Here is a 20,576-nt window from a genome sequence, read left to right as displayed (position 1 = left end):
CGGTCAGGCCCGGGCGACGCGGCGCGACGTCGAGAGCGCGCCCAAGGCCTGGCCCTTGACGATCATCCGTTCTGCCAGGCCGTCGATCTGGGCGTCCGAATGCGCCGCCGAGATCGCACAGCGCAGCAGGCTTTCGCCCGAGGGCGTGGCGGGCGGCAGGCCGACATTGACGTAGTAGCCGTCCTCCAGCAGGGCGCGCCACATCGCCAGGGTGATCTCCTCGGACGGCAGGCAGGCCGCGACGATCGGGCTGGGCGTCGCGCCCAGCTGGAAGCCTGCAGCGTCCAGAGCGTCGTACAGCCGGTGGACATTGCTCCAGAGCCGGGCCCGCAGCTGCGGGCGTTCGCGCACCGCCGCCAGGGCGGCCCGCACCGAGGCCACGGTCGCCGGCGGCAGCGAGGCGGTGAACATGTAGGGGCGGCAGGCCACCCGCAGGATGTCGAACTCGTCGTGGTTCGAGACGCAGTAGCCGCCGACCGCGCCCAGGCTCTTGGAGAAGGTGCCGACCACGAAGTCGACCTGATCCAGCACGCCTTCCTGCTCGGCCAGGCCGCAACCGCGCTCGCCGATCACGCCCATGGAGTGGGCCTCGTCCACCAGGATGTAGGCGCTGTGGCGCTTGACCACCTCGACGATGGCCTTGAGCGGAGCCATGTCGCCCAGCATCGAATAGATGCCCTCGACCACCACCAGCTTGTTGCCCGGCTCGCCGGCCAGGCGGCCCAGGCGCTTGTTCAGGTCAGCGGCGTCATTGTGTTTGAAGCGGATGGCGCTGGCCTGGGTCTGCTTGCAGGCGTCGTAGATCGAGGCGTGGCTGTCGGCGTCCAGCAGCAGGAAGTCGCCCGCGCCCACCAGGGTCGAGATGATCCCAAGATTGGCCTGGTAGCCCGTCGAGAACACCATGGCGTGGCGCAGGCCGTGGAACTCGGCCAGTTCGCGCTCCAGCGCTACATGGTCCGAGAACGAGCCGTTGGCGATCCGCGAGCCGCACGTCCCCGTGCCCTCCAGGCGGAGGGCAGCGGCTGCCGCCTCGATGCAGGTCTCGTCGAAGGCCAGGCCCAGATAGTTGTGCGTGCCGACCGTCACCGTCCGGCGGCCGTTGATGATGGCTTCGCTAGCCGACAACAGCCGGTCCATGACCACGCCGGTCGGCATCTGGCCTTGCGTGCGGGCGGCGGCGTAACGCGCCGCCAGGGTGGAGTGCGAACTGAAGAGACCCAAGTGCGTGTTCCGAGTCGGCCTATAAGGACGCGACTATCGTCGCGCTTGAATTTGGAATACAATCTAAAAATAGATCTCACAATGAAAATGGAACTCAAGCCATCATCGGTCGGCTCCCTCCGCGAACGGGGGAAGGCGCGACGCTATGCCGACATCGTCGCGGCGGCGTCGGGGCTGTGGCGTGAGCATCGGTTCGAGAGCGTGTCGCTGAACCAGATCGCGGCCGCCGCCGAGGTGGCCCCGCAGACGATCTATAACCTGATTGGTGGCCTGGACGCTGTCGGCCTGGCGGTGATCAACGTGGCCCTGAACCGGGTCGAGGCCGTGCTGGCCCAGACGACCGCGACCGGCGTCGACCTGGCCCTGGAAGCCGCGCGGGTTTCGGCCCAGCTCTATATCGACGACGCCGGGCTCTATCGGCAGGTGCTGGTCCGGATCCCCCGCGTGCTGTTCGACGGCACCCACATCGGGCGCGATGCGGCCGATCCCGCCGTCCGCGCCATGGTCCAGGCCCAGGCCGCCGGCCAGATCGCGCCGGCCGTCGATCCCGACCGGCTGGGCCGGGCGATCTATTCCAACTATCTGGGCGCGATCTATGACTGGGCCTGCGGCGACGCCAGCGACGCCGACTTCCTCAGGATGAGCGAGATCGGCGTCCTGGCGCCGGTGGTGGCCTGCGCAACACCGGCGAGCCACGCCGTCCTATCACCGCGCCTGGTGGCGCTGCTGAGCCCGGCGGCGGGCTAGGCTCACCCCACCGCTGACGCCGCCAGGTCGCGCCAACTCTTGGCTTCCTTGCGAAAGTGGCTGTGGGTCTTGGACAGGCGCTTGTCGATCTCGGCCAACTTGGCGCGGGCCTCGTCCTTGCGGCCCTGGCGGGCCAGGAAGACGGTATAGCGGGCGATGCCCTCGAAGCCCGGATAGTGGTCGGCGGCCCAGCTCAGCGCCGTGTCGGCCTGCTCCTCGCGGCCCAGCGCGTGATAGACGCGGCCCAGGGCCAGCATGGTGTGGGGCGTGCGGCCGGCATTGGGTTGCTCGCCCAGTTTCTCCAGCAGCGGCAGGGCCTCGGCCGGGCGGTTCAGCTCGATCAGGGCGTTGGCGCGGCCCAGCAGCAGCTGCGCGTCGTCGGCGTACATGCCCGTCAGGCTGTCGGCATAGAGCTGTTCGGCCTCGGCATGCTTGCCCAGCTCGGTGGCGGCGGTGGCCATGCGCACGCGGTTGGCGACGGTCGGGGCGTCATCGACGGCGCGGGCGGCTTCGCGATATTCGCGCTGCGGGTCCAGCGCCTGGCGGGCGGCCTTGCCGACATTGCGCGCGGTCTTGCCGCCCAGCAGCTCGGGCACGATCACGGCGGCCAGGTAGACGATTCCGCCCAGCGGCTGGAAGATCAGGATGATCCACAGCCAGAACATCTCGCGGTGCGTCCGCACCACGTGTACGCACAGGCCGATGGAAAACAGCAGCGACAGGCCCAGCAGGGGCAGGGGAAGCGAGAACAGGGCTGACATGCCTGGACCTCTACCGAATTTCGCCGTCCGCCTCTAGGCGGGCTTACCCTAAGCCGGCTTGCCCTAAGCAGGCTTTCTGGGATCGGCCTTGGGCGCGGGGGCCAGGCGCATGACCTCGGCCTGGTAGCGCTCGTCGTCGCCCACGGCGGCGAAGGGCAGGGCGTCGGCCAGGGCGTCCAGCATCGGGTCCAGCCACTGGTGCTCGACCTTGTGGAAGTCGCCCAGCACGTAGTGCATGACCGCGTCCTTGTGGCCCGGATGGCCCACGCCGATGCGGCCCCGGCGGAAGGCGTCGCCGACCTGGCTGGTCACCGAGCGGATGCCGTTGTTCCCGGCCGCGCCCCCGCCGGCCTTCATGCGGAATCGCCCCGGGGCCATGTCGATCTCGTCGTGGAAGACGATGACGTCGGCCGGGGTCAGCTTGAAGAACTTCATGGCCTCGCCCACGGCGCGGCCGCTCTCATTGTAATAGGTCTTGGGCTTGAGCAGCAGCAGCTTGACCGGACCGTCGGGCGTTGCGACCTGCCCTTCGCACGCCAGGCCCTGGAAGCGCGCGCGCCACGGCGCCGTGCCCCACTTCCGTGCGAGCGCGTCGACGGCCATGAAGCCGACGTTGTGGCGGTTCTTCTCGTACTTGGGCTCGGGATTGCCCAGGCCGGCGAGGATCAGCATCGCGGAGGTCTCGAGGGGACAAACAAAAACGGGCGGACCGTGAGGCCCGCCCGCTCTTTAGATCGGTTCGGTCGGAAGACCGAGCGGATTAGCCTTCGGTCGTGGTGTCGCCGGCGTCCGACTGAGCGGCCGACGAGGCCTTCAGGTTGGCGATGACGAAATCGCGTTCCATGGCCGGCTTCACGCCTTCCGGCAGCTTCACTTCCGAGATGCGGATGACGTCGCCGATGTCGTGCGAGGCCAGGTCGATGACCAGCTCTTCCGGGATCTTGTCGGCCGGGCAGGCCAGCTCGACGGTGTGACGGATGACTTCCAGCGTGCCGCCCTTCTTCAGGCCGACCGAGGTTTCCTGGTTCTTGAAGTGAACCGGAACTTCGATCTTGATCAGCTGGTGCTCGTCGACGCGATACAGGTCGAAGTGGATCGGCTCGTCGGTGACCGGGTGGAATTGGATCGACTTGGCGATGACCGATTGCTTTTCGTCGCCGTGTTGCAGCGTCACCAGGTGACCCAGCAGCTTGCCGGTGTACAGCGACTTGCGGAATTCGTTGGCGCGCACGGCGATGTTCACCGGCTCCTTGCCGCCGCCGTACAGGACGCCCGGGACCTTGCCTTCGCGACGGACGGCGCGGGCCGCGCCGGTGCCGGCGCCTTCACGGACTTCAACGTTCAGAATGATCTCAGCCATCGTACTGTCTTTCTAGAGAGCCGAATGCTCTCTGCTGGGACCCAGCGCCTATGGCTGTATTGCCACGCTCGCCCGGTCGTTTTGGGGTCGCGCTACATACACAAAAGGGCCGGGCGACGCAACGCCCAGCCCTTTCGCTCGGATTTCAGAGAAAGATCAGCTCTTCTTGGCGACCGCCTTCTTGGCCGGAGCCTTCTTGGCCACGATCTTCTTGGTCGAGGCCGGGGTGATCTTCGGCGGCGGGGGCGGTTCGGGCGGCAGGGCCGCGCCCGAGGCCTTGGCGATGCAGGCGCCGGTGTCCATCAGGATGTGCTGGCCCAGGCAGAAGATGTCCTCGTAGTGCGGCTTGGCCACGGCCAGGCACTGGTAGAGGTTCAGCTTGGCCATCGACAGGCAGCTGTTGGTCATCGGGTCGACGCTGAGGGCGTCGATCGAGGTCAGGTTGTTGTCGCCGGCGGCGCCCAGGGCGGCCAGGGCGGCCACGGCCAGGCCGCGGATGACGATCGGCTGGTACGGCGCCGGTGCCACGCGCGGCGTGAAGCCCAGCGACTGACCGCCGGTCGAGGCGTTCTGCAGCACGGCGATGTCGGCGCTCTCGGCCAGGGCCGGGGTGGCCGACAGGCTCTTGGCCGAGGCCAGGCGACCGTCGCGATCGACGACCGAACCCTTGGACCACGAGGCCTTTTGGACGTCATAGGCGGCTTGCTTCACGGCCTTGCCGGCCATGTAGACCTTCAGGCCGTCGCCGCCGATCTGGTCGATGATCAGGCCCGCGGCGCTGTCGCTGCCCTTAAACACGGTGGCGTAGGACGGGTTGGAGAAGATGTTGTTGACCATCTCCTGGCGCGAGGTCGGGTTGGCGGCCACTTCGCGCACCGAGGCGACGAAGGTGGGGTCCTGCAGGGCCAGGACGGCGGCATAGGCCACGGCGCCGTTCATGAACGACTTGGATTCGTAGGCTGCGGCGACCTTCAGCGAGGTCTGGATCTGCTCGCCGTTCTGGAAGGCCGACGAGACGGCGCCGGCGCGGGCCATGTAGCCGCGGAAGGCGCTGGCGCGCTCGACAACGCTGGCCGACAGGGTGATCGGCGGCGGCGGCGGCGGAGCCTGGACGACCGGCGCGGGCGGGGGAGCCGGCGCGCTACAGGCGGCGACGATCGCGGCAAAGGCGACGGCGGTCGTCGTCAGTACGGCGCGCGTGCGCGAAAAGGAACGCATTGTAGGAACTTCCCCATCAAGTCTGGCGGCGCCGATAGCAGCCCGGGTCGGCGAGATTGTGACTGTCGTCTCGTTAACCAAGCTTTTACAAGCGGGGCCGTGCGAGAGGCGAGTGGGGATATGACAATACCCCCGCCAGCCGAGTGGCTCGGCGACTTAGGAAGCGCGCTTAATTCAGAAAAATCAACAGGATCGCAGCGGCCAAGCCGTCTGATGACGGCCTGGCCTCATGCCCGATACGGGTGTTGGGCGATCGGAGATATGTTTAACGTCAGTCGATCAGGGGTCAGTCGAACAGCTTCGACACCGACTCCTCGTTGGCGATGCGGCGGATGGCCTCGCCGATCAGGGGCGCGCACGAGACGTAGCGGATCTTCGGGCAGGCCTTGGCGGTGTCCGAGGCCTCGATCGAGTCGGTGACCACCAGCTCGGTCAGGACCGAGTTGGCGACGCGGTCGGCCGCTGCGCCCGACAGGACGCCGTGGGTGACATAGGCGCTGACCGAGGTGGCGCCGTGATTGATCAGGGCCTGGGCGGCGTTGCACAGGGTGCCGGCCGAGTCGGCGATGTCGTCGAACAGGATGCAGCGGCGGCCCGAGACGTCGCCGATGATGTTCATGACTTCCGATTGGCCGGGACCCGAGCGGCGCTTGTCGACGATGGCCAGGTCGGCGTCGTCCAGGCGCTTGGCCAGGGCGCGGGCGCGCACCACGCCGCCGACGTCGGGCGACACGACCATCAGGTCGTCGCCCAGCGGGTAGTTGCGGATGATGTCGTCGGCCAGCAGGCGCGAGGGCAGCAGGTTGTCGGTCGGGATGTCGAAGAAGCCCTGGATCTGGCCGGCGTGCAGATCCATCGTCAGGACGCGGTCGGCGCCCGAACGGGTGATCAGGTTGGCGACCAGTTTGGCCGAGATCGGCGTGCGGCCGCCGGTCTTGCGGTCCTGGCGGGCGTAGCCGAAGTAGGGAAGCACGGCGGTGATCCGCTTGCCCGACGCGCGCTTCAGGGCGTCGATGCAGATCAGCAGCTCCATCAGGTTGTCGTTGGCCGGGTAGCTGGTCGACTGGATGACGAAGACGTCCTCGCCCCGCACGTTCTCGTCGATGGTGACGAACACCTCGAGGTCGGCGAACCGGCGCACCTGGGCGCGGGTCAGCGGCATGTCGAGATACTCCGCGATCGCCTGAGACAGGGGGCGGTTCGAGTTGCCGGACAGCAGCTTCATGATGATCTCGGGGGTGGGGGGCGGCCGATGCGGGGCCTTCTAGCAGCGATCGCCCCGCACACAAGTGTTAACGGCTACACTTTTTCGCTTCCGTACGCGGAGGATCGTAGACGTGTCCTCTGCGCCTCACGATTTCCAACCCCATCCGCTCATCCCCGCGAAAGCGGGGACCCAAGCTGACGTGCGGGTTTGGGGACAGCCGTTGAGCAATTCCCTTCGCCGCTTGGGTCCCCGCTTTCGCGGGGATGAGCGGTGGAGGGGTCAGGCTTCGAGAGAAATCGCCGACAGCAGGCGGCCGTAGTCGCCCTCGCCCTTCAGGAAGGCGCGGCGGTTGGAGAAGAACCATTCTTCCTCGATCCGGGTGTCGCGGCCGACCCACTCGCGGCGCTCGACGCCGGCGGTCTCCAGGCGGTCCAGCACGAACGATGGCAGGTCGAAGAAGCGCTTGTCGTCGCTGGCGCCCGGCTTGAAGAACCGACCCGAGCCGGGGCAGTCGGCCTCGAACCTGTGCAGGAACTCCAGCCCGACCTCGTAGGACTTGGGCCCAATGCAAGGACCGACCACGCCGGTGATGTTTTCCGGCTTGGCGCCCAGCTCGACCATGCGGTCGACGGCGGCCTGCACGACCCCGTCAAGAGCGCCGCGCCAGCCGGCATGGGCGGCGGCCACGACCCGGGCCTCGGGATCGACCAGCAGCACCGGCGCGCAGTCGGCCGCCAGGGCGCCGCAGATCACGCCGGGCGTCTTGGTCACGACCGCGTCGCCCTCGGGCCGCACGTCGCCCCACGAACCGTCGGCGGTGATGGCGATGGTCGAGTGGATCTGGAAACAGGTGTTGAGGTCTTCCGGCGCGCCGCCGAACCAGGCCGCGGCGCGGGCGCGGTTCTCGACTACGTCGGCCGGCTCGTCCTTGCTGCCCCGCCCGACGTTCAGGCTGTCATAGATGCCGCGCGACACCCCGCCCTGGCGGGTGAAGAAGGCGTGGCGCACGCCGGGCAGGCTGGCCAGCAGCGGCGACTGGATGGTGGGCAGATCGATCTTGGTCATCAGGTCGCGTCCTCGAAGAGGGGCGGGGAAAGGTCGGGCGCGCAGAGGCAGGCGACCTTGAACAGGTCTCCCATCTGCGCCGCGTTGATCAGGCGATCAAGCTGTCTTGCGACCTGCTCGGCGCGATCGGGCCGCGCCGCCGCCAGGGCCTGGGCGCGTTGCTCGATGCCCAGGGCGCGCAGGAACTCGGCTTGCGTCAGGATCGGCCCGGCCTTGGCGCCGGTTTCGCGGGCGGCGGCGACGACCGAAGGAAAGTCGGCCCAGACGGTCAGATCGGCCTGGCCCGCGGTCTTCAGCGGATCGACTTTCTTATGCGCCTGCAGCGCCTGCAAAGTGTCGCCAGCTTCGGGCTGGGCGCGGCCGTAGTCGATCAAGAGCGCCGCGCCGCCGTCGGCGACCAGGCGGTGGGCGATGTCGGACGCCAGGGCGGCCTGGGCGGGAGAGGATTCCCACACGCTGCCCGGCTCTGCCTCGGCGTCGATGGGCGGCTGGCCCAGACTGCGCAGCCCGAACGCCATCTCGCCGTCCTCGCCCAGGCCGATCACGCGCTCGGCCCAGCCGGTTTCGGTGCGGACGAACTGGCGGGCGGGCAGGCAGTCCAGCAGTTCGTTGGCGACCAGGATCATCGGCGCGCCGCCGGGGACCTCGTCGAGGCGGCCGACCCAGCGCGGGCCTTCGCCCAGCCGCGCGGCTTGGCGGGCGCGCAAGGGGCCCGACACCTCGACCAGCCAGACCTCGGCTGCGGCCAGGAACTCAGGATCCAGCTTCCCAGCCCGCAGCAGGTCGCTCATCAGCGTGCCGTCGCCGGGGCCCATCTCGACTAGGCGGACCGGCGCGGGGCGGCCCAGCCGGGTCCAGGTCTCGATCGCCCACAGGCCGATCAGTTCGCCAAACATCTGGCTGACCAGCGGCGCGGTGACGAAGTCGCCGCCGGCGCCCAGATCAGGACGCATGGCGTAGTAGCCGTCGCGCGGGTCATGCAGGCAGCGGGTGAAGAACTCCGGAACGCCGATCGGCCCGTCCTGGGCGATCTGCGCCTTCAGGCGATCAAGCAGGCTCATCAGTTTGAATAGGCTCGCGCAGCGATTTCCACAGCAGCCAGCCGCCGACCAGGATCATCGGGACCGACAGCATCATCCCCATGGTCAGGCCCAGCGGGAACTCGGGCATGCCGACGTCAGGATTGCGGACATTCTCCAGCGACAGTCGGAACAGGCCATAGGCCAGCAGGAAGGTCGCGACGATCGCGCCGCGGCGCTGCAGCCACTTCAGGCGATAGACGGCGAAGGCCAGGATGACGAACAGCAGCACGCCTTCCAGGCCCGCTTCATAGAGCTGGCTGGGGTGACGCGGGTAAGGGCCTGCCGGGCAAAGGTGCTGCGGGTGGGCGGCCTTGATGGTGTCGTTGCAGAAGATGATGCCGAACGGATGGTCGGTCTGGCGGCCCCACAGCTCGCCATTGATGAAGTTGGCGATGCGGCCGAAGAAGATGCCTATCGGGGCCACCGGCGCGACCAGGTCGCCCAGCTTCAGCATGTCCATGCCGTTCTTGCGGGCGAAGAAGATCACCGCTGCGCACACGCCCAGGAAGCCGCCGTGGAAGGACATGCCGCCCTCCCAGATCTTGAAGACGTCCAAGGGGTGGCTGAACAGCCAGGCGCGCTGGTCGTCGTTCATCAGCATGTAGAAGAGAATGTAGCCGATACGGCCGCCGACGATGATGCCCAGGGTGATCCAGAGAACGAGATCGTCGATCTGCAGCGCCGTGGCGGTGGGCTTGCGGCCGCCCCACAGGCTCTCCGTGCGGGTCATACGGACGGCGAAGCGCCAGCCCAAGAGGATGCCGGCGACATAGGCCAGCGCGTACCAGCGCAGGGCCAAGGGGCCCCATTGCAGAGCCCAAGGGCCGATGTGAACGATCGGGTCGATATCGGGAAATATCACGCCGCGAAGCTCCGCTGGGGACAGATGGTCGCAGTCCTATAGGGTTCGGTCTTCGCTTTCACCTCCTGTTTCCCATATAAGGACGGCTCGCCCATTCGCGGGCGTGTGGAAAGCCGATGCACAGCCAGAACCCCTTCCTCGACGAATTCGCCAAACTGACCCAGGCGGCCATGGGCATCGCCCAGACGGCCGGCGAGGAGGCGAAGACCGCGATGCGGAGCCAGGCCGACCGTCTGGCTGCCGAGTTCGACCTGATCCGCCGCGACGATTTCGAGGTCCTGAAAGCCGAGGTTGCAGCGCTGCGCGAAGAGGTTGCGGCCCTGAAGGGCGCCAAAAAGGCTCCGGTCAAAAAGGCGGCTCCGGCCTCAGAATAGGCGAATCGTCGCTCGCTTCCGGCGTGAAGCGGGTTGAGACGAACGCCGCGAAGCAGATTAGTGTCCCCAGTACGTGAGCGATTCATGGTGGGGCTAACCCCCGCCTTCGCCGGCGGGGACATAGGTTTTCATGGACACCCAACCGGAAGACGACGAAGTCCTGCTCGCCCTCGATCCCCTCGAGGTCGTCGAGCATGTGCTGTCGGCCGAAAATCTCACCTTCGATCGCACCGAGGACGGTGACCTCGCCTTCGCGCTGAAGGGCGACTGGAAGGACTACGAGCTGTGGTTCGCCTGGCGGCCCGAGGCCGACTGCCTGCAGCTGTGCCTGTCGCTGGACCTGCGCGCGCCGAAGTCCAAGCGGGTCTCGGCCTATGAGCTGCTGGCCCTGATCAACCAGCGCGTCTGGCTGGGCCATTTCGAGGTCTGGACTGAGGACGGCGAGGTGGTGTTCCGCCACGCCCTGGCCCTGCCGGCCGGCGAGCGTCCGACCATGGCCCAGGCCGCCTCGATGATCGACGCGGCGGTGGAAGCGGCCGACCGCTTCTTCCCGGCTTTCGAATTCCTGATCCAGGGCGCCAAGACCCCGGATGAGGCGATGGCCGCCTGCATGTTCGAGACCGTGGGTCAGGCCTGATACATCGCTTGGCCCTTGGCCGAGCCGCATCGGAAGCTTAAGGGCTCTGACGAGATCATCGTCGGAGCCTTTTCCTTATGACGTCGAGCGTGACCCCCATCCTTCTCCTCGGCGCCGGACGCATGGGCGGGGCGCTCGCTGAAGGCTGGCGCGACGCCGGCGCCTTCTCGGCCGCCGACCTGATCATCCGCGATCCCCATGTCGACCCCGCCGCCTTCGCGGGCGCGCTGGTCAATCCGCCGCTGGAAGCGCTGGCCGCGGCCAAGACCGTGCTGCTGGCCGTGAAGCCGCAGATCTGGCGCGAGGCTGTGGCGGACATCGTCCCGCACCTGGCCCCCGACGCCGTCATCGTCTCGATCGCCGCCGGTGTCCGCGCGGCAGATATCTCGCAAGCCTTCGGCGGCCGGCGCGTGGCGCGGGTGATGCCGACGACCGCCGTCGCCATCGGCCGGGGCGCGGCCTCGATCCATGCCGAGGACGCCGAGGCTCTGGCTCGCGCCAAGGCTCTTTTCGCGCCGGTCGCGGTGGTGGCCGAGCTGGCCAGCGAGGACCTGATGCACGCGGCCACCGCCGTCTCGGGCTCGGCCCCGGCCTATCTCTACGCCTTCGTCGAGGCGCTGGAAGCCGCCGGCGCGGCGCAGGGCCTGAACGCCGCCGACAGCGCCAAGCTGGCCCGCGCCACGATCATCGGCGCCGCCGCGCTGATGGAGAAGGGCGGCGAGGAGCCGGCCGAACTGCGCAAGCAAGTGACCTCGCCCGGCGGCACGACCGCTGCGGCGCTGAGCGTGCTGATGGGCGAGGGCGGGTTCGGGGATCTCCTGCCCAAGGCGCTGGACGCCTGCGTGAAGCGGTCGGAGGAGCTGGGGGGCTAAAAACTCCCTCTCCCATAGGGAGAGGGTTGTTTTTGGTCGCTGTGCTGCTCATGTCGGCGGCATGACCGACGACATCCTCGACCGCGCGGCCGACGCCGCCTTGGCCCTGGCCGCCGACCGTCCCTGGCCGGCCGTCTCCCTGCGCGACATCGCCATCCGCGCCGAGGTCCCGTTCGCCGAGCTCTACGCTCGCGCCGACAGCAAACACGCCCTGCTGGCTCATCTGTCGGCCAGCTTCGACCAGGCCGCCCTGGCCGTCGACTATCCGGAAAACTCAGCGGCTCACGACCGCCTGTTCGACGCCGCCATGGCCCGGCTGGAAGCCATGGAGCCGCATCGCGCCGCCCTGCTGGCCATCGCCAAGTCGGAAGGGCCGCTGGTCTCGGTCGCCCGCTTCCCGCGCATCGCTCGGGCGATCCTGGAGGCCGCCGGCGTGCCCGCGACCCCGCCGCGCCTCTTGGCCATGACCGCCGTCTGGGCCCGTGTAGTCCAGGTCTGGCGCGACGACGAGGGCGCGCTGAACCGCACCATGGCCGAGCTGGACAAGCGCCTGAAGCAGATGGCCGCGAAGCTGGCCAAGCTCGGCGCGGGCTTCTAGCCCGGCAGCTTGATCGCGGCTCGCAGGCCTCCCATCGTCGAGCGCGACAGGACGAGGTCCCCGCCCAGTCCGCGGGCCATGTCCCGCGCGATGGCGAGGCCCAGCCCCACGCCCTTCTCATTCTGGTTCCGGCTCTCGTCCAGGCGCGAGAACGGCTTGAAGGCTTCCTCGTAGCGGTCCTCGGGGATGCCCGGGCCGTCGTCGTCGACCGCCACCTCGACGCCGCCGGTCAGGCGCTCGGCGACCGTCACCTTCACTCGGTCGGCATGGGCGACGCCGTTGTCGATCAGATTGGCCAGGGCGCGGCGGAAGGCCAGCGGCCGCAGGTGCGCCTCCAGCGCCGGGGCGATCTCGGTCTCGACCATAGCCCCGCCGCGCTCGGCGTCGGCGATCACGCTCTCGACCAGTTCCGACAGATCGACCACCTGCGCCGCCTCGCCGCCCTCGCCGCGGGCGAAGGCCAGGTATTCGTCGATCATGTGCTCCATTTCCCGCAGGTCGCCCTTCATCGCCTCCAGCTGCTCGCTGGGCTCGGACATGGCCATTTCCAGCTTCAGGCGGGTCAGGGGCGTGCGCAGGTCGTGGCTGACGCTGGCCAGCAGGGCCGTGCGCTGCTCGATGTGGCGGACGATGCGGGCCTTCATGGCCATGAAGGCCGCCGCCGCCTGGCGCACCTCGCGCGCGCCGTGCGGCTTGAAGTCGTGGTCCTCGCCGCGGCCGAAGGCGTCGGCGGCGTCGGCCAGGCGCTCGATGGCCCGCACCTGGTTGCGGATGAACAGGATCGCCACCCCGGTCAGCAGCATGGTCGCCACCACCATCCACAGGATGAAGATGTGCCCCTGCGTGGCATAGGCCCGGTCGCGCAGGGCGTAGATCTGCAGCACCCCGCCCGGGACCTGCACGCGGATGTCGATATAGGCGGTGTAGCGAGTGGTATCGAACCAGAACGGATTGTCGAGCCGGTCCTCCAGCGCCTTCTGCAGCGAGCGGTCCAGGGCCGCGAACAGCGAGGGCCGGTGGCTGGTCGGCAGCTTGCGGCCCTTCTGGAAGGCGATCGACAGCGACATCGAGTCTTCCGCCCGCTGGGCCAGCTTCTCGACGGCGGCGGGCGACGGATCGTCTTCATAGGACTGCACCGCCCAGGCGATGTCACCGGCCAGGCCTTCCGACAGCTTGCTGGTCACCGACTGCCAGTGGGCGTCGAAGAAGGCCCAGGTGACGGCGATCTGCATCAGGCCGATCGGCAGCACGATGATCAGCAGGCTGCGCCCGAACAGCGAGGTCGGCAGCAGCCGCTTGAACATCCGAGGGATGTAGAGCTTGGTGCGCAGCCGCATCAATCAGTCCGGCGCCAGCCGATACCCCACGCCGCGCACGGTCTGCAGATAGCGCGGGTTCTTCGGATCCGGCTCGATCTTGCGGCGCAGGCGGGTGACCTGAACGTCGACCGCGCGGCCGGTGGCGTCTGCGGTGTCGCGGGCCAGCTCCAGGCGGTCGACGGGCTCGTGCACCGAGCGGGCCAGACGGCGGAGCAAGCTGACCTCGGCCTCGGTCAGGCGCACGACCTCGCCGTTGCAGGTCAGCTCGCCGCGATCGGACTCGAAGCTGCAGACCCCCAGGCTCAAGGCCTTGGTTGCGGCCGGGCGGGCCGACGAGCGGCGCAGGATGGCCTCGATGCGCAGCAAGAGCTCCTGCGGCTCGAACGGCTTGCCCAGATAGTCGTCGACGCCGCTGGACAGGCCCTCGATGCGGTCGGCGGTCTGGTCGCGGGCGGTCAGCATCAGGATCGGCGTGCGGCCGGCCTCGCCGCCCTTGGCCCTCAGGCGCTTTGTGAAGCTGTAGCCGTCCTCGCCGGGCATCATCACGTCCAACACCATCAGGTCGAAGTCCAGGGCCTCGAACAGGCGGTCGGCGGCCGCCGCGCTGGACGAGGCCGTGACCCGGAAGCCGGCCCGGCTGAGGAACTCCTTGATCAGCTTGCGCAGGCGGTCGTCGTCGTCGACGACCAGAATGTGGCGCTCGCGGCGTTCGTCCGGTGTCATGTCGGGCTCATGTCGGGTTTCGGCGTCCCGCGCCCTGACGCGATCCGGCCAGGGCCGCCAGGATGCGGCGGGCGCCGGGTACGCCGTCCAGGCCGCCGGTGCGATAGGCCCGGGCCAGGAGGGCGCGCAGGCGCTCGGCTGTGCGCTGTTCGAAGGCCACGCCCTCGGGGGTCAGCGTCGCCGGGCGCCGGCGGCCGTCCAGATCGCCCGAGCCGCGCTCGATCAGGCCGGCCTTCTGCAGGTCTGCCAGGGTGCGGCTGGCGGCCTGTTTCGACAGGCTGGTCAGCTTGGAAAGGTCCTGGACGCCCAGGCCCGGACGACGGCGCAGCAGGAAGGCGGCGCGCCAGTGCGAGCGGCCCAGGCCCAGGGTCTCGGCCTCCAGAACCGCGTCGACCGTGGCCCACAGCGAGGCCTCGGCCAGGAGGATCAACTCCAGGCCGCCGTCCAGCTCCTCCTCGCGGAGGATCAGACGAGGGTCGTCCGAACCTGGCTGAAACGGGGCGATCATCGCGCGGAGTCCATTTTGTTTGACGCGTCCGCCCTCGGGGCGTCTAAGGGCCGGGTTCTCAATAAGGAGGTCTCGGGCCGATGTCTCTGGTTCCCTTCGACGATCGTGATGGTTGGATCTGGCTGGACGGCCAGTTCGTTCCCTGGCGCGAGGCGAAGGTCCACGTACTGACGCACGGCCTGCACTACGCGTCGTCGGTCTTCGAGGGCGAGCGGATGTACGGCGGCGAGATTTTCAAGCTGACCGAGCACACCGAGCGCTTGTTCAAGTCGGCGGAGATCCTCGATTTCAAGATCCCCTATACGGTGGCTGAGATTGACGAGGCCTGCAAGGCGACCGCGGCCAAGAATAACCTTAAGGACTGCTATGTGCGCCCGATCGCGTGGCGCGGCAGCGAGATGATCGGCGTCTCGGCGCAGCAGACCAAGATCCACGTGGCCATCGCCGTGTGGGAATGGCCCAGCTATTTCGACCCGGCCACCAAGGCCAAGGGCATCCGTCTGACCTGGGCCAAGTACCAGCGTCCGGACCCCAAGACCGCCCCGGTCGCTGCCAAGGCCGCCGGCCTCTACATGATCTGCACCATCTCCAAGCACGCCGCCGAGCAGGAAGGCTATGCCGACGCGATGATGCTGGACTATCGCGGCTACGTGGCCGAGGCGACCGGCGCCAACGTTTTCTTCGTCAAGGACGGCGCGCTGCACACGCCCAAGCCCGACTGCTTCCTGGACGGGATCACCCGTCGCACGGTCATCGACCTGGCCAAGCAGAAGGGGATCGAGGTCGTCGAGCGCCACATCCAGAAGGAAGAGCTGGCTGGCTTCACCGAGTGCTTCATCGTCGGCACCGCCGCCGAGGTCACCCCGGTGTCGGAGATCGGCGAGTTCAAGTTCACGCCCGGCAAGCTGTCGCTGGACCTGATGGACACCTACGCGGCGCTGGTGCGTCGCGCTGAACTGGCTGTGGCCTAACCCCTCCACTCGCTCATCCCCGCGAAAGCGGGGATCCAAGCTGACTCTCTGCTTGGAGTACGAGCGGTGATTCCTGGTTCGACTCCGCTTGGATCCCCGCTTTCGCGGGGATGAGCGGGGGAGGGGCTTAATGCCAGTCTACTGAAGCAAGACCTATAGCGGACGATCCGGCCAAGGCGGCCAGGTCGTCCGCGCCTAGCCGGCAGGTCCAGCCGCGCTGGGATTCCCGGGCGCAGTCGACGCGCTTGGAGAAGGCTGCCGCCATCAGGCGCTTGCGATCCAGCGCCTCGGTCCCGGCCCCATCCTTGGCCAGGCGCACCTTGACCCACTGCTCGGGACGCGGGCCCAGGGCCACGCAGATCACCCCATCCGACGGCACGTCCAGCACCGGCCCGGCCACCGAGGCCCGGTCCGACGCCATGCAGGCCGTCGCGCCGTGCGCGGCGATCAGCGCTGCCAGCGTGGTGACGAAAGCGATGGTCTTGTTGCGAACCCCGGTCATGGATCAGATCCTGTTGCCCGGAGATCAACGTTCACACGACGCCGGCGTTCCTGTGTCGGGCGCCAGACACCCTCATGACGCAACGGCAGCTGACGGATTCGTGAGTTGGACTTGAGCGGTCCGACACCGCAGGTTCCCGCAATCTTAGGAGGGCCGACCATGACCGAACGTACTTTTCGCCAGGGCGACATGCTGCTGCGCACCGGCGTCGACCTGCCTCACCTGGGCGTCTTCTCGGGCCAGGTCTACGAGGTCGAGGATTTCCACCACCACGCCGACGGCCTCTATGTGAAGGGCATCCCCGAAGGCCTGGACCCGGCCAGCTTCGCGCTGGCCGAAGCGTCGTAGGACCTTATTTCGCCGCGGCCTTCAGGGCCGCGGCCACTTCCGCCTTGGCCATGTCGAGGTCGCGGCGGAACGCTTCCGAGGCGTGCTCGGCGGCATAGATCACCGCCCCGGCCTGCAGGCCCGCCTCGGTGGCGCTGACGGTATGGCTGCCGCAGATCCAGCGACTTTCCGCATACTGACGACCGCGTGCGTAGAGGGCGTCGGCGCGCGACGGGACGACCTCGGCGAGGATCATCGCCACGTGCTCGCCATGGGCCGAGTGGCCCGACGGATAGTCGGGATTGGCGGTCAGGTCGGGGCGCTTCACTTCGCACACCGGAGCCGAATCCTTACCCACATAAGGCCGCTGCGTGCCCCAGTGATTTTTCGCCACACCCACCACCGAGCGGTCGGCGCCTGAGCGCTCCAGCAGGGCCGTCAGGATTGGGGCCTGTTCCGGCGTCAGGGTCACGCCCAAAGCCTGCGCGTAGTGGTGATAGAACGAGCCGTTGACGTCGTCGGTGGCCAGGGCCCAGCGCGGCGTGTCCTTCAGGGCGCGCGACTGGTCGAAGATCGCCGCGTCGGCCAAGGCGCGGGGCGAGCCCGGCTGCGGCGGGGCGGCCAGCACCTTGGTCAGGTCTGGGCGGGCGGCGGGGGCCAGGTAGCCGCGCACGGGCGCGTCGCCGGCCATCTCGATGGGCAGGCCGTCGCAGGCCTTAGCCGCGCGGACGGGATTGCAGGTCGCCGCCTCGCCGCCGGCCAGGCGCACCGTGTAGTTCCCGGGCAGGCGCGGGTCGGCCCACATGTAGTCGGTCGAGACATATTGCGCGCCGCTGGTCAGGGCGGCGCTGCGCTGGGTGACGTCGTTGTTGCGGGCGGCCCAGGTGTCGGCGTCGGCGCGGGTGCGGACCATGAAGCCGGCCTTCACGGCGGCGGCGATGCGGTCCTTCTGGCCGACCGGATCGTTCAGGGTCAGGTAGGCGGCCGCCGGCGAAGCCTCATCGGTGTTGACGAACATCGCCCGGCCTTCCAGCGAGGCGCGCTTGCCGCGATAGATCGCGACCTTGGCGGGGCTTTCGTCGAGGGCGAAGAACACCTTGCCGCGCGCTGCGCCCAGTTTCGGCCAACCCTTGGCAAGGACGCCTTCGCGCAGGGTCTTGGCCTTGCCCTGGACAAGGTCGGGCGTGATCAGCTTGTCGGGTCCGAACACCGAGCGGATCTCGGCGTCCAGGGCGTCGAAGGCGGCTTCGTCGAAATTGGGCGGGACCACGCCGCCGGGGAAGGACGCGCCCTCCTTGGCGTTCAGCATGATCAGCAGCGGCACGTGGTCGGGATGGGCGTCGGACCAGGCCTTGATCTCCGTCAGGCAGGCTACGAAGGTCACGCAGGTGCTGCGGAAGTCGACGTCGGGCATGTGCAGGGTCTTGAAGCCCGACTTGGCCAGGGCCGCCGCCGTGGCCGGCGACAGCACGGTTCCCTGGCCCAGGGCGGTGGTCGGCTTGGCGTAGAGGCCGCCCTTAGGATCGTGGACGACGTCGATCTCCAGCTGGCGGGCGCCGGCGTCCAGTTGCTCGGTCAGCGGGCGGTGGCCGTAGTCGATGCCGAGAGCCGTCTGGCCCTTGGCGGCGACCAGAGCGGCCATCTCCTCGGGCGGGATCGGCAGCTTGTAGGAATTGTGCGTGCCGACGGCCATCATGTCGGTCATCGACAGGGCGTCCATGCGCTGTCGCAAGCAGGGCGCGCTCTCGTCCCCGGCGGGGCAGGCGACGGCAAGGGCGGCGAGCAGTTCGAGCATGAGCGTCTCCTGGGTAGGAGACGCTGCTAGCTCTGCTGTGTGAAGGTTTGACGTCAGCCGGTGTTATGCGGCGACGGCCTCCTCCGCCGGCAGGCGGATCAGGTAGTCGAACGCCGACAGCGAGGCCTTCGAACCCTCGCCCATGGCGATGATGATCTGCTTGTACGGCGTGGTGGTCGCATCCCCCGCGCCGAAGACGCCCGGGATCGAGGTCTCGCCGCGATAGTCGACTTCGATCTCGCCACGGTTCGACAAGGCCACGCCGCTGTCCTTCAGCCACTCGGTGTTGGGCACCAGGCCAATCTGCACGAACACGCCTTCCAGGTCGACGCGGTGGGTCGCGTCGCTGTTGCGGTCCTTGTAGCTCAGGCCCGACACCTTGCCGCCGTCGCCGTGGATCTCGGTGGTCATGGCCGAGGTGACGATCTTGACGTTCGGCAGGCTGGCCAGCTTGCGTTGCAAGACGGCGTCGGCGCGCAGCTGGCTGTCGAACTCGATCAGCGTCACGTGGGCCACGATGCCGGCCAGGTCGATGGCCGCCTCGACGCCGCTGTTGCCGCCGCCGATCACCGCCACGCGCTTGCCCTTGAACAGCGGACCGTCGCAGTGCGGGCAATAGGCCACGCCCTTGTTCTTGTACTCGGCCTCGCCGGGCACGTTGACGTTCCGCCAGCGGGCGCCGGTCGACAGGATGACCGTGCGGGCCTTCAGCGACGCGCCGTTCTCCAGCTTGACCTCATGCAGGCCGCCGACCGTCTTGGCCGGGACCAGGCCGGTCGCCTTCTGCAGGTTCATCACGTCGACTTCGTATTCCTTGACGTGCTGCTCTAGCGCCGTGGCCAGCTTGGGACCCTCGGTGTGGGTGACCGAGATGAAGTTCTCGATGGCCATGGTGTCCAGCACCTGGCCACCGAAGCGCTCGGCCGCGACGCCCGTGCGGATGCCCTTGCGGGCGGCGTAGATGGCCGCGGCGGCCCCAGCGGGGCCCCCACCGATAACGAGAACGTCGAAGGCGTCCTTGGTCTTGATCTTCTCGGCCATGCGGTCGGCGGCGCCGGTGTCCAGCTTGGCCAGGATCTGCTCGACCTCCATGCGGCCTTGCCCGAAGGGTTGGCCGTTCAGCAGGATGGTCGGCACGGCCATGACCTGACGGGCTTCGACCTCGTCCTTGAACAGGGCGCCGTCGATGGCGACGTGGCTGATGCGCGGGTTCAGGGCGCTCATGGTGTTCAGCGCCTGCACGACGTCCGGGCAGTTCTGGCAGGATTGCGAGAAATAGGTCTCGAAGCGGTACTCGCCCTCCAGGCCCTTGATGCGCTCGATGACCTCGGCGTCCAGGCGCGGCGGGTGGCCGCCGACGTGCAGCAGGGCCAGCACCAGCGAGGTGAACTCGTGACCCAGCGGCAGGCCGGCGAAGCGCACGCTGGCGTCCTTCGCGGCGCGCTCGATCGTGAACGACGGCTTGCGCGCGTCGGTCCCGGCGAAATTGACGCGGACCTTGTCCGAGGTCGAGACGATGTCTTCCAGCAGGGCCTTCATCTCGGTCGAGCCCTTGCTGTCGTCCAGCGAGGCGACGAGTTCGATCGGTTGGCGCAGGTTCTGCAGATACTGGGTCAGCTGGGTCTTTAGGCCGGCGTCCAACATGGTGGCTCCAATAGGCGTGAGAGGGCAAGCGCCGGCGAGGCCGGGCGCTACAGGCTTGGGAATTTCAACGGAGGTGCGCCGCCGCCCGTTCCGCACCCGGAAGGATCTCCGGGGGCGGGCGGCGGCGCGGGGTACGCTAAAGCTTAGATCTTGCCGACGAGGTCGAGCGAGGGAGCCAGGGTCTTTTCACCCTCTTCCCACTTGGCCGGGCAGACTTCGCCCGGGTGCGAGGCCACGTACTGGGCGGCCTTGACCTTGCGGACCAGTTCGGCGGCGTTGCGACCGATGCCTTCGGCGGTGACTTCCATGAACTGGATGACGCCTTGCGGGTCGACCAGGAAGGTGCCGCGGTCGGCCAGGCCTTGGCCAGCGCGCATGACGCCGAAGTTGTTGGTCACTTCACCCGACGGGTCGCCCAGCATGGTATATTTGATCTTGCCGATGGCCGGCGAGCTGTCGTGCCAGGCCTTGTGCGAGAAGTGGGTGTCGGTCGAGACCGAGTACACTTCCACGCCCATGCCTTGCAGCGTGGCGTAGTTGTCGGCCAGGTCTTCCAGCTCGGTCGGGCAGACGAAGGTGAAGTCGGCGGGGTAGAAGAAGAAGATCGCCCACTTGCCCTTCACGTCGCTGTCGCTGACCGTGATGAACTTGCCGTCCTTGAAGGCCTGGGCGGTGAAGGGTTTGATCTCGGTGTTGATCAGCGACATGGAGCGCTCCGTCTGGAAAGGATGGCGCTGTCTTACGGGGTGCGACCCGATCGATCAAATTGATAAATCTTCTGGA

At 68.1% G+C, this 20,576-nt stretch carries 23 protein-coding genes and 1 pseudogene; 7 read left to right on the top strand and 17 right to left on the bottom strand.

Annotated features, from left to right (window positions below; genetic code table 11):
• Nucleotides 1-3 precede the first annotated feature (3 nt).
• Entirely contained in the window at nt 4-1,221 is a 1,218-nt protein-coding gene (locus ABDW31_RS02515; protein WP_221444612.1) for an aminotransferase class I/II-fold pyridoxal phosphate-dependent enzyme, read from the bottom strand.
• An 81-nt stretch (nt 1,222-1,302) separates the two neighbouring features.
• Here ABDW31_RS02515 and ABDW31_RS02510 point away from each other — a divergent pair, with 81 nt between their 5' ends.
• Entirely contained in the window at nt 1,303-1,968 is a 666-nt protein-coding gene (locus tag ABDW31_RS02510) for a TetR/AcrR family transcriptional regulator (RefSeq protein WP_343698258.1), read from the top strand.
• A 2-nt stretch (nt 1,969-1,970) separates the two neighbouring features.
• On the opposite strand, the gene ABDW31_RS02505 is transcribed toward ABDW31_RS02510, so the two are convergent.
• The 8 genes from ABDW31_RS02505 to lgt form a co-directional block, all read right to left on the bottom strand.
• Nucleotides 1,971-2,720, bottom strand: a complete 750-nt coding sequence (locus tag ABDW31_RS02505; RefSeq protein WP_184723611.1) for a tetratricopeptide repeat protein — start codon at nt 2,718-2,720, stop codon at nt 1,971-1,973.
• Between the two features lie 72 nt (nt 2,721-2,792).
• Nucleotides 2,793-3,401: an aminoacyl-tRNA hydrolase gene (gene pth / locus ABDW31_RS02500; RefSeq protein WP_184716330.1), complete on the bottom strand. Its 609-nt coding sequence runs from the start codon at nt 3,399-3,401 to the stop codon at nt 2,793-2,795.
• Between the two features lie 88 nt (nt 3,402-3,489).
• Complete coding sequence (locus ABDW31_RS02495) at nt 3,490-4,089, bottom strand: 50S ribosomal protein L25/general stress protein Ctc (RefSeq protein ID WP_184716332.1); 600 nt, start codon at nt 4,087-4,089, stop codon at nt 3,490-3,492.
• A 156-nt stretch (nt 4,090-4,245) separates the two neighbouring features.
• Nucleotides 4,246-5,307 (bottom strand): hypothetical protein, encoded by a 1,062-nt coding sequence (locus ABDW31_RS02490; RefSeq protein ID WP_184716334.1) that lies wholly within the window; start codon nt 5,305-5,307, stop codon nt 4,246-4,248.
• A gap of 286 nt (nt 5,308-5,593) precedes the next feature.
• Entirely contained in the window at nt 5,594-6,532 is a 939-nt protein-coding gene (locus ABDW31_RS02485; RefSeq protein ID WP_184716336.1) for a ribose-phosphate pyrophosphokinase, read from the bottom strand.
• A gap of 261 nt (nt 6,533-6,793) precedes the next feature.
• Nucleotides 6,794-7,579 (bottom strand): peptidoglycan editing factor PgeF, encoded by a 786-nt coding sequence (gene pgeF / locus ABDW31_RS02480; RefSeq protein WP_184716338.1) that lies wholly within the window; start codon nt 7,577-7,579, stop codon nt 6,794-6,796.
• Nucleotides 7,579-8,640, bottom strand: coding sequence for a class I SAM-dependent methyltransferase (locus ABDW31_RS02475; RefSeq protein WP_184716340.1), 1,062 nt, complete (start codon nt 8,638-8,640; stop codon nt 7,579-7,581). Before ABDW31_RS02475 ends, pgeF begins: the two co-directional genes overlap by 1 nt.
• Entirely contained in the window at nt 8,627-9,523 is an 897-nt protein-coding gene (lgt, locus tag ABDW31_RS02470; RefSeq protein WP_184716342.1) for a prolipoprotein diacylglyceryl transferase, read from the bottom strand. The genes ABDW31_RS02475 and lgt overlap by 14 nt, the downstream gene beginning before the upstream one ends.
• A 116-nt stretch (nt 9,524-9,639) precedes the next feature.
• Between lgt and ABDW31_RS02465 the strand changes: the two genes are divergently transcribed.
• The 4 genes from ABDW31_RS02465 to ABDW31_RS02450 all read left to right on the top strand — a co-directional run bounded on the left by ABDW31_RS02465 (nt 9,640) and on the right by ABDW31_RS02450 (nt 12,004).
• Nucleotides 9,640-9,897, top strand: coding sequence for an accessory factor UbiK family protein (locus tag ABDW31_RS02465; RefSeq protein ID WP_184716344.1), 258 nt, complete (start codon nt 9,640-9,642; stop codon nt 9,895-9,897).
• 130 nt (nt 9,898-10,027) lie between these two features.
• Nucleotides 10,028-10,534, top strand: a complete 507-nt coding sequence (locus ABDW31_RS02460; RefSeq protein WP_184716346.1) for a YbjN domain-containing protein — start codon at nt 10,028-10,030, stop codon at nt 10,532-10,534.
• Nucleotides 10,535-10,623: 89 nt separating this feature from the next.
• Nucleotides 10,624-11,406, top strand: coding sequence for a pyrroline-5-carboxylate reductase (proC, locus tag ABDW31_RS02455; protein ID WP_184716348.1), 783 nt, complete (start codon nt 10,624-10,626; stop codon nt 11,404-11,406).
• Between the two features lie 61 nt (nt 11,407-11,467).
• A complete protein-coding gene (locus tag ABDW31_RS02450; protein ID WP_184716350.1) occupies nt 11,468-12,004 on the top strand; it encodes a TetR family transcriptional regulator in 537 nt (178 codons plus the stop codon).
• On the opposite strand, the gene ABDW31_RS02445 is transcribed toward ABDW31_RS02450, so the two are convergent.
• From ABDW31_RS02445 to ABDW31_RS02435, 3 genes are read right to left on the bottom strand one after another with little or no spacing between them, the layout of a single operon-like run.
• Nucleotides 12,001-13,308 (bottom strand): ATP-binding protein, encoded by a 1,308-nt coding sequence (locus ABDW31_RS02445; protein WP_184723615.1) that lies wholly within the window; start codon nt 13,306-13,308, stop codon nt 12,001-12,003. The two genes, ABDW31_RS02450 and ABDW31_RS02445, sit on opposite strands and share 4 nt — an antisense overlap.
• A 36-nt stretch (nt 13,309-13,344) precedes the next feature.
• On the bottom strand, nt 13,345-14,046 hold the full coding sequence (locus tag ABDW31_RS02440) for a response regulator (protein WP_184716352.1): 702 nt from the start codon (nt 14,044-14,046) through the stop codon (nt 13,345-13,347).
• Nucleotides 14,047-14,053: 7 nt separating this feature from the next.
• Nucleotides 14,054-14,554 (bottom strand): MarR family transcriptional regulator, encoded by a 501-nt coding sequence (locus tag ABDW31_RS02435; RefSeq protein WP_184716354.1) that lies wholly within the window; start codon nt 14,552-14,554, stop codon nt 14,054-14,056.
• A gap of 80 nt (nt 14,555-14,634) precedes the next feature.
• Between ABDW31_RS02435 and ABDW31_RS02430 the strand changes: the two genes are divergently transcribed.
• On the top strand, nt 14,635-15,525 hold the full coding sequence (locus ABDW31_RS02430; protein WP_184716356.1) for a branched-chain amino acid aminotransferase: 891 nt from the start codon (nt 14,635-14,637) through the stop codon (nt 15,523-15,525).
• Nucleotides 15,526-15,652: 127 nt separating this feature from the next.
• On the opposite strand, the gene ABDW31_RS02425 is transcribed toward ABDW31_RS02430, so the two are convergent.
• Nucleotides 15,653-16,027, bottom strand: coding sequence for a hypothetical protein (locus ABDW31_RS02425; RefSeq protein ID WP_184716358.1), 375 nt, complete (start codon nt 16,025-16,027; stop codon nt 15,653-15,655).
• 159 nt (nt 16,028-16,186) lie between these two features.
• On the opposite strand from ABDW31_RS02425, the gene ABDW31_RS02420 reads away from it, so the two are divergent.
• Entirely contained in the window at nt 16,187-16,375 is a 189-nt protein-coding gene (locus ABDW31_RS02420; RefSeq protein WP_184716360.1) for a hypothetical protein, read from the top strand.
• A gap of 4 nt (nt 16,376-16,379) precedes the next feature.
• On the opposite strand, the gene ABDW31_RS02415 is transcribed toward ABDW31_RS02420, so the two are convergent.
• The 4 genes and pseudogenes from ABDW31_RS02415 to ahpC form a co-directional block, all read right to left on the bottom strand.
• Complete coding sequence (locus ABDW31_RS02415) at nt 16,380-17,045, bottom strand: phosphatase PAP2 family protein (protein ID WP_343698301.1); 666 nt, start codon at nt 17,043-17,045, stop codon at nt 16,380-16,382.
• A gap of 33 nt (nt 17,046-17,078) precedes the next feature.
• Nucleotides 17,079-18,149 (bottom strand): annotated as a pseudogene (locus ABDW31_RS02410) (phosphatidylinositol-specific phospholipase C1-like protein); the annotation flags it as partial.
• 63 nt (nt 18,150-18,212) lie between these two features.
• Nucleotides 18,213-19,793, bottom strand: a complete 1,581-nt coding sequence (ahpF, locus tag ABDW31_RS02405; protein WP_184716370.1) for an alkyl hydroperoxide reductase subunit F — start codon at nt 19,791-19,793, stop codon at nt 18,213-18,215.
• A gap of 143 nt (nt 19,794-19,936) precedes the next feature.
• Nucleotides 19,937-20,500, bottom strand: a complete 564-nt coding sequence (ahpC, locus tag ABDW31_RS02400; RefSeq protein ID WP_184716372.1) for an alkyl hydroperoxide reductase subunit C — start codon at nt 20,498-20,500, stop codon at nt 19,937-19,939.
• Between the last annotated feature and the right edge of the window lie 76 nt (nt 20,501-20,576).

The organism is Caulobacter sp. (assembly GCF_039596335.1).
Classification (GTDB): domain Bacteria; phylum Pseudomonadota; class Alphaproteobacteria; order Caulobacterales; family Caulobacteraceae; genus Caulobacter.
Note: the sequence above shows the minus strand (reverse complement) of the source record. Positions and strands in the feature narration are given on the sequence as shown.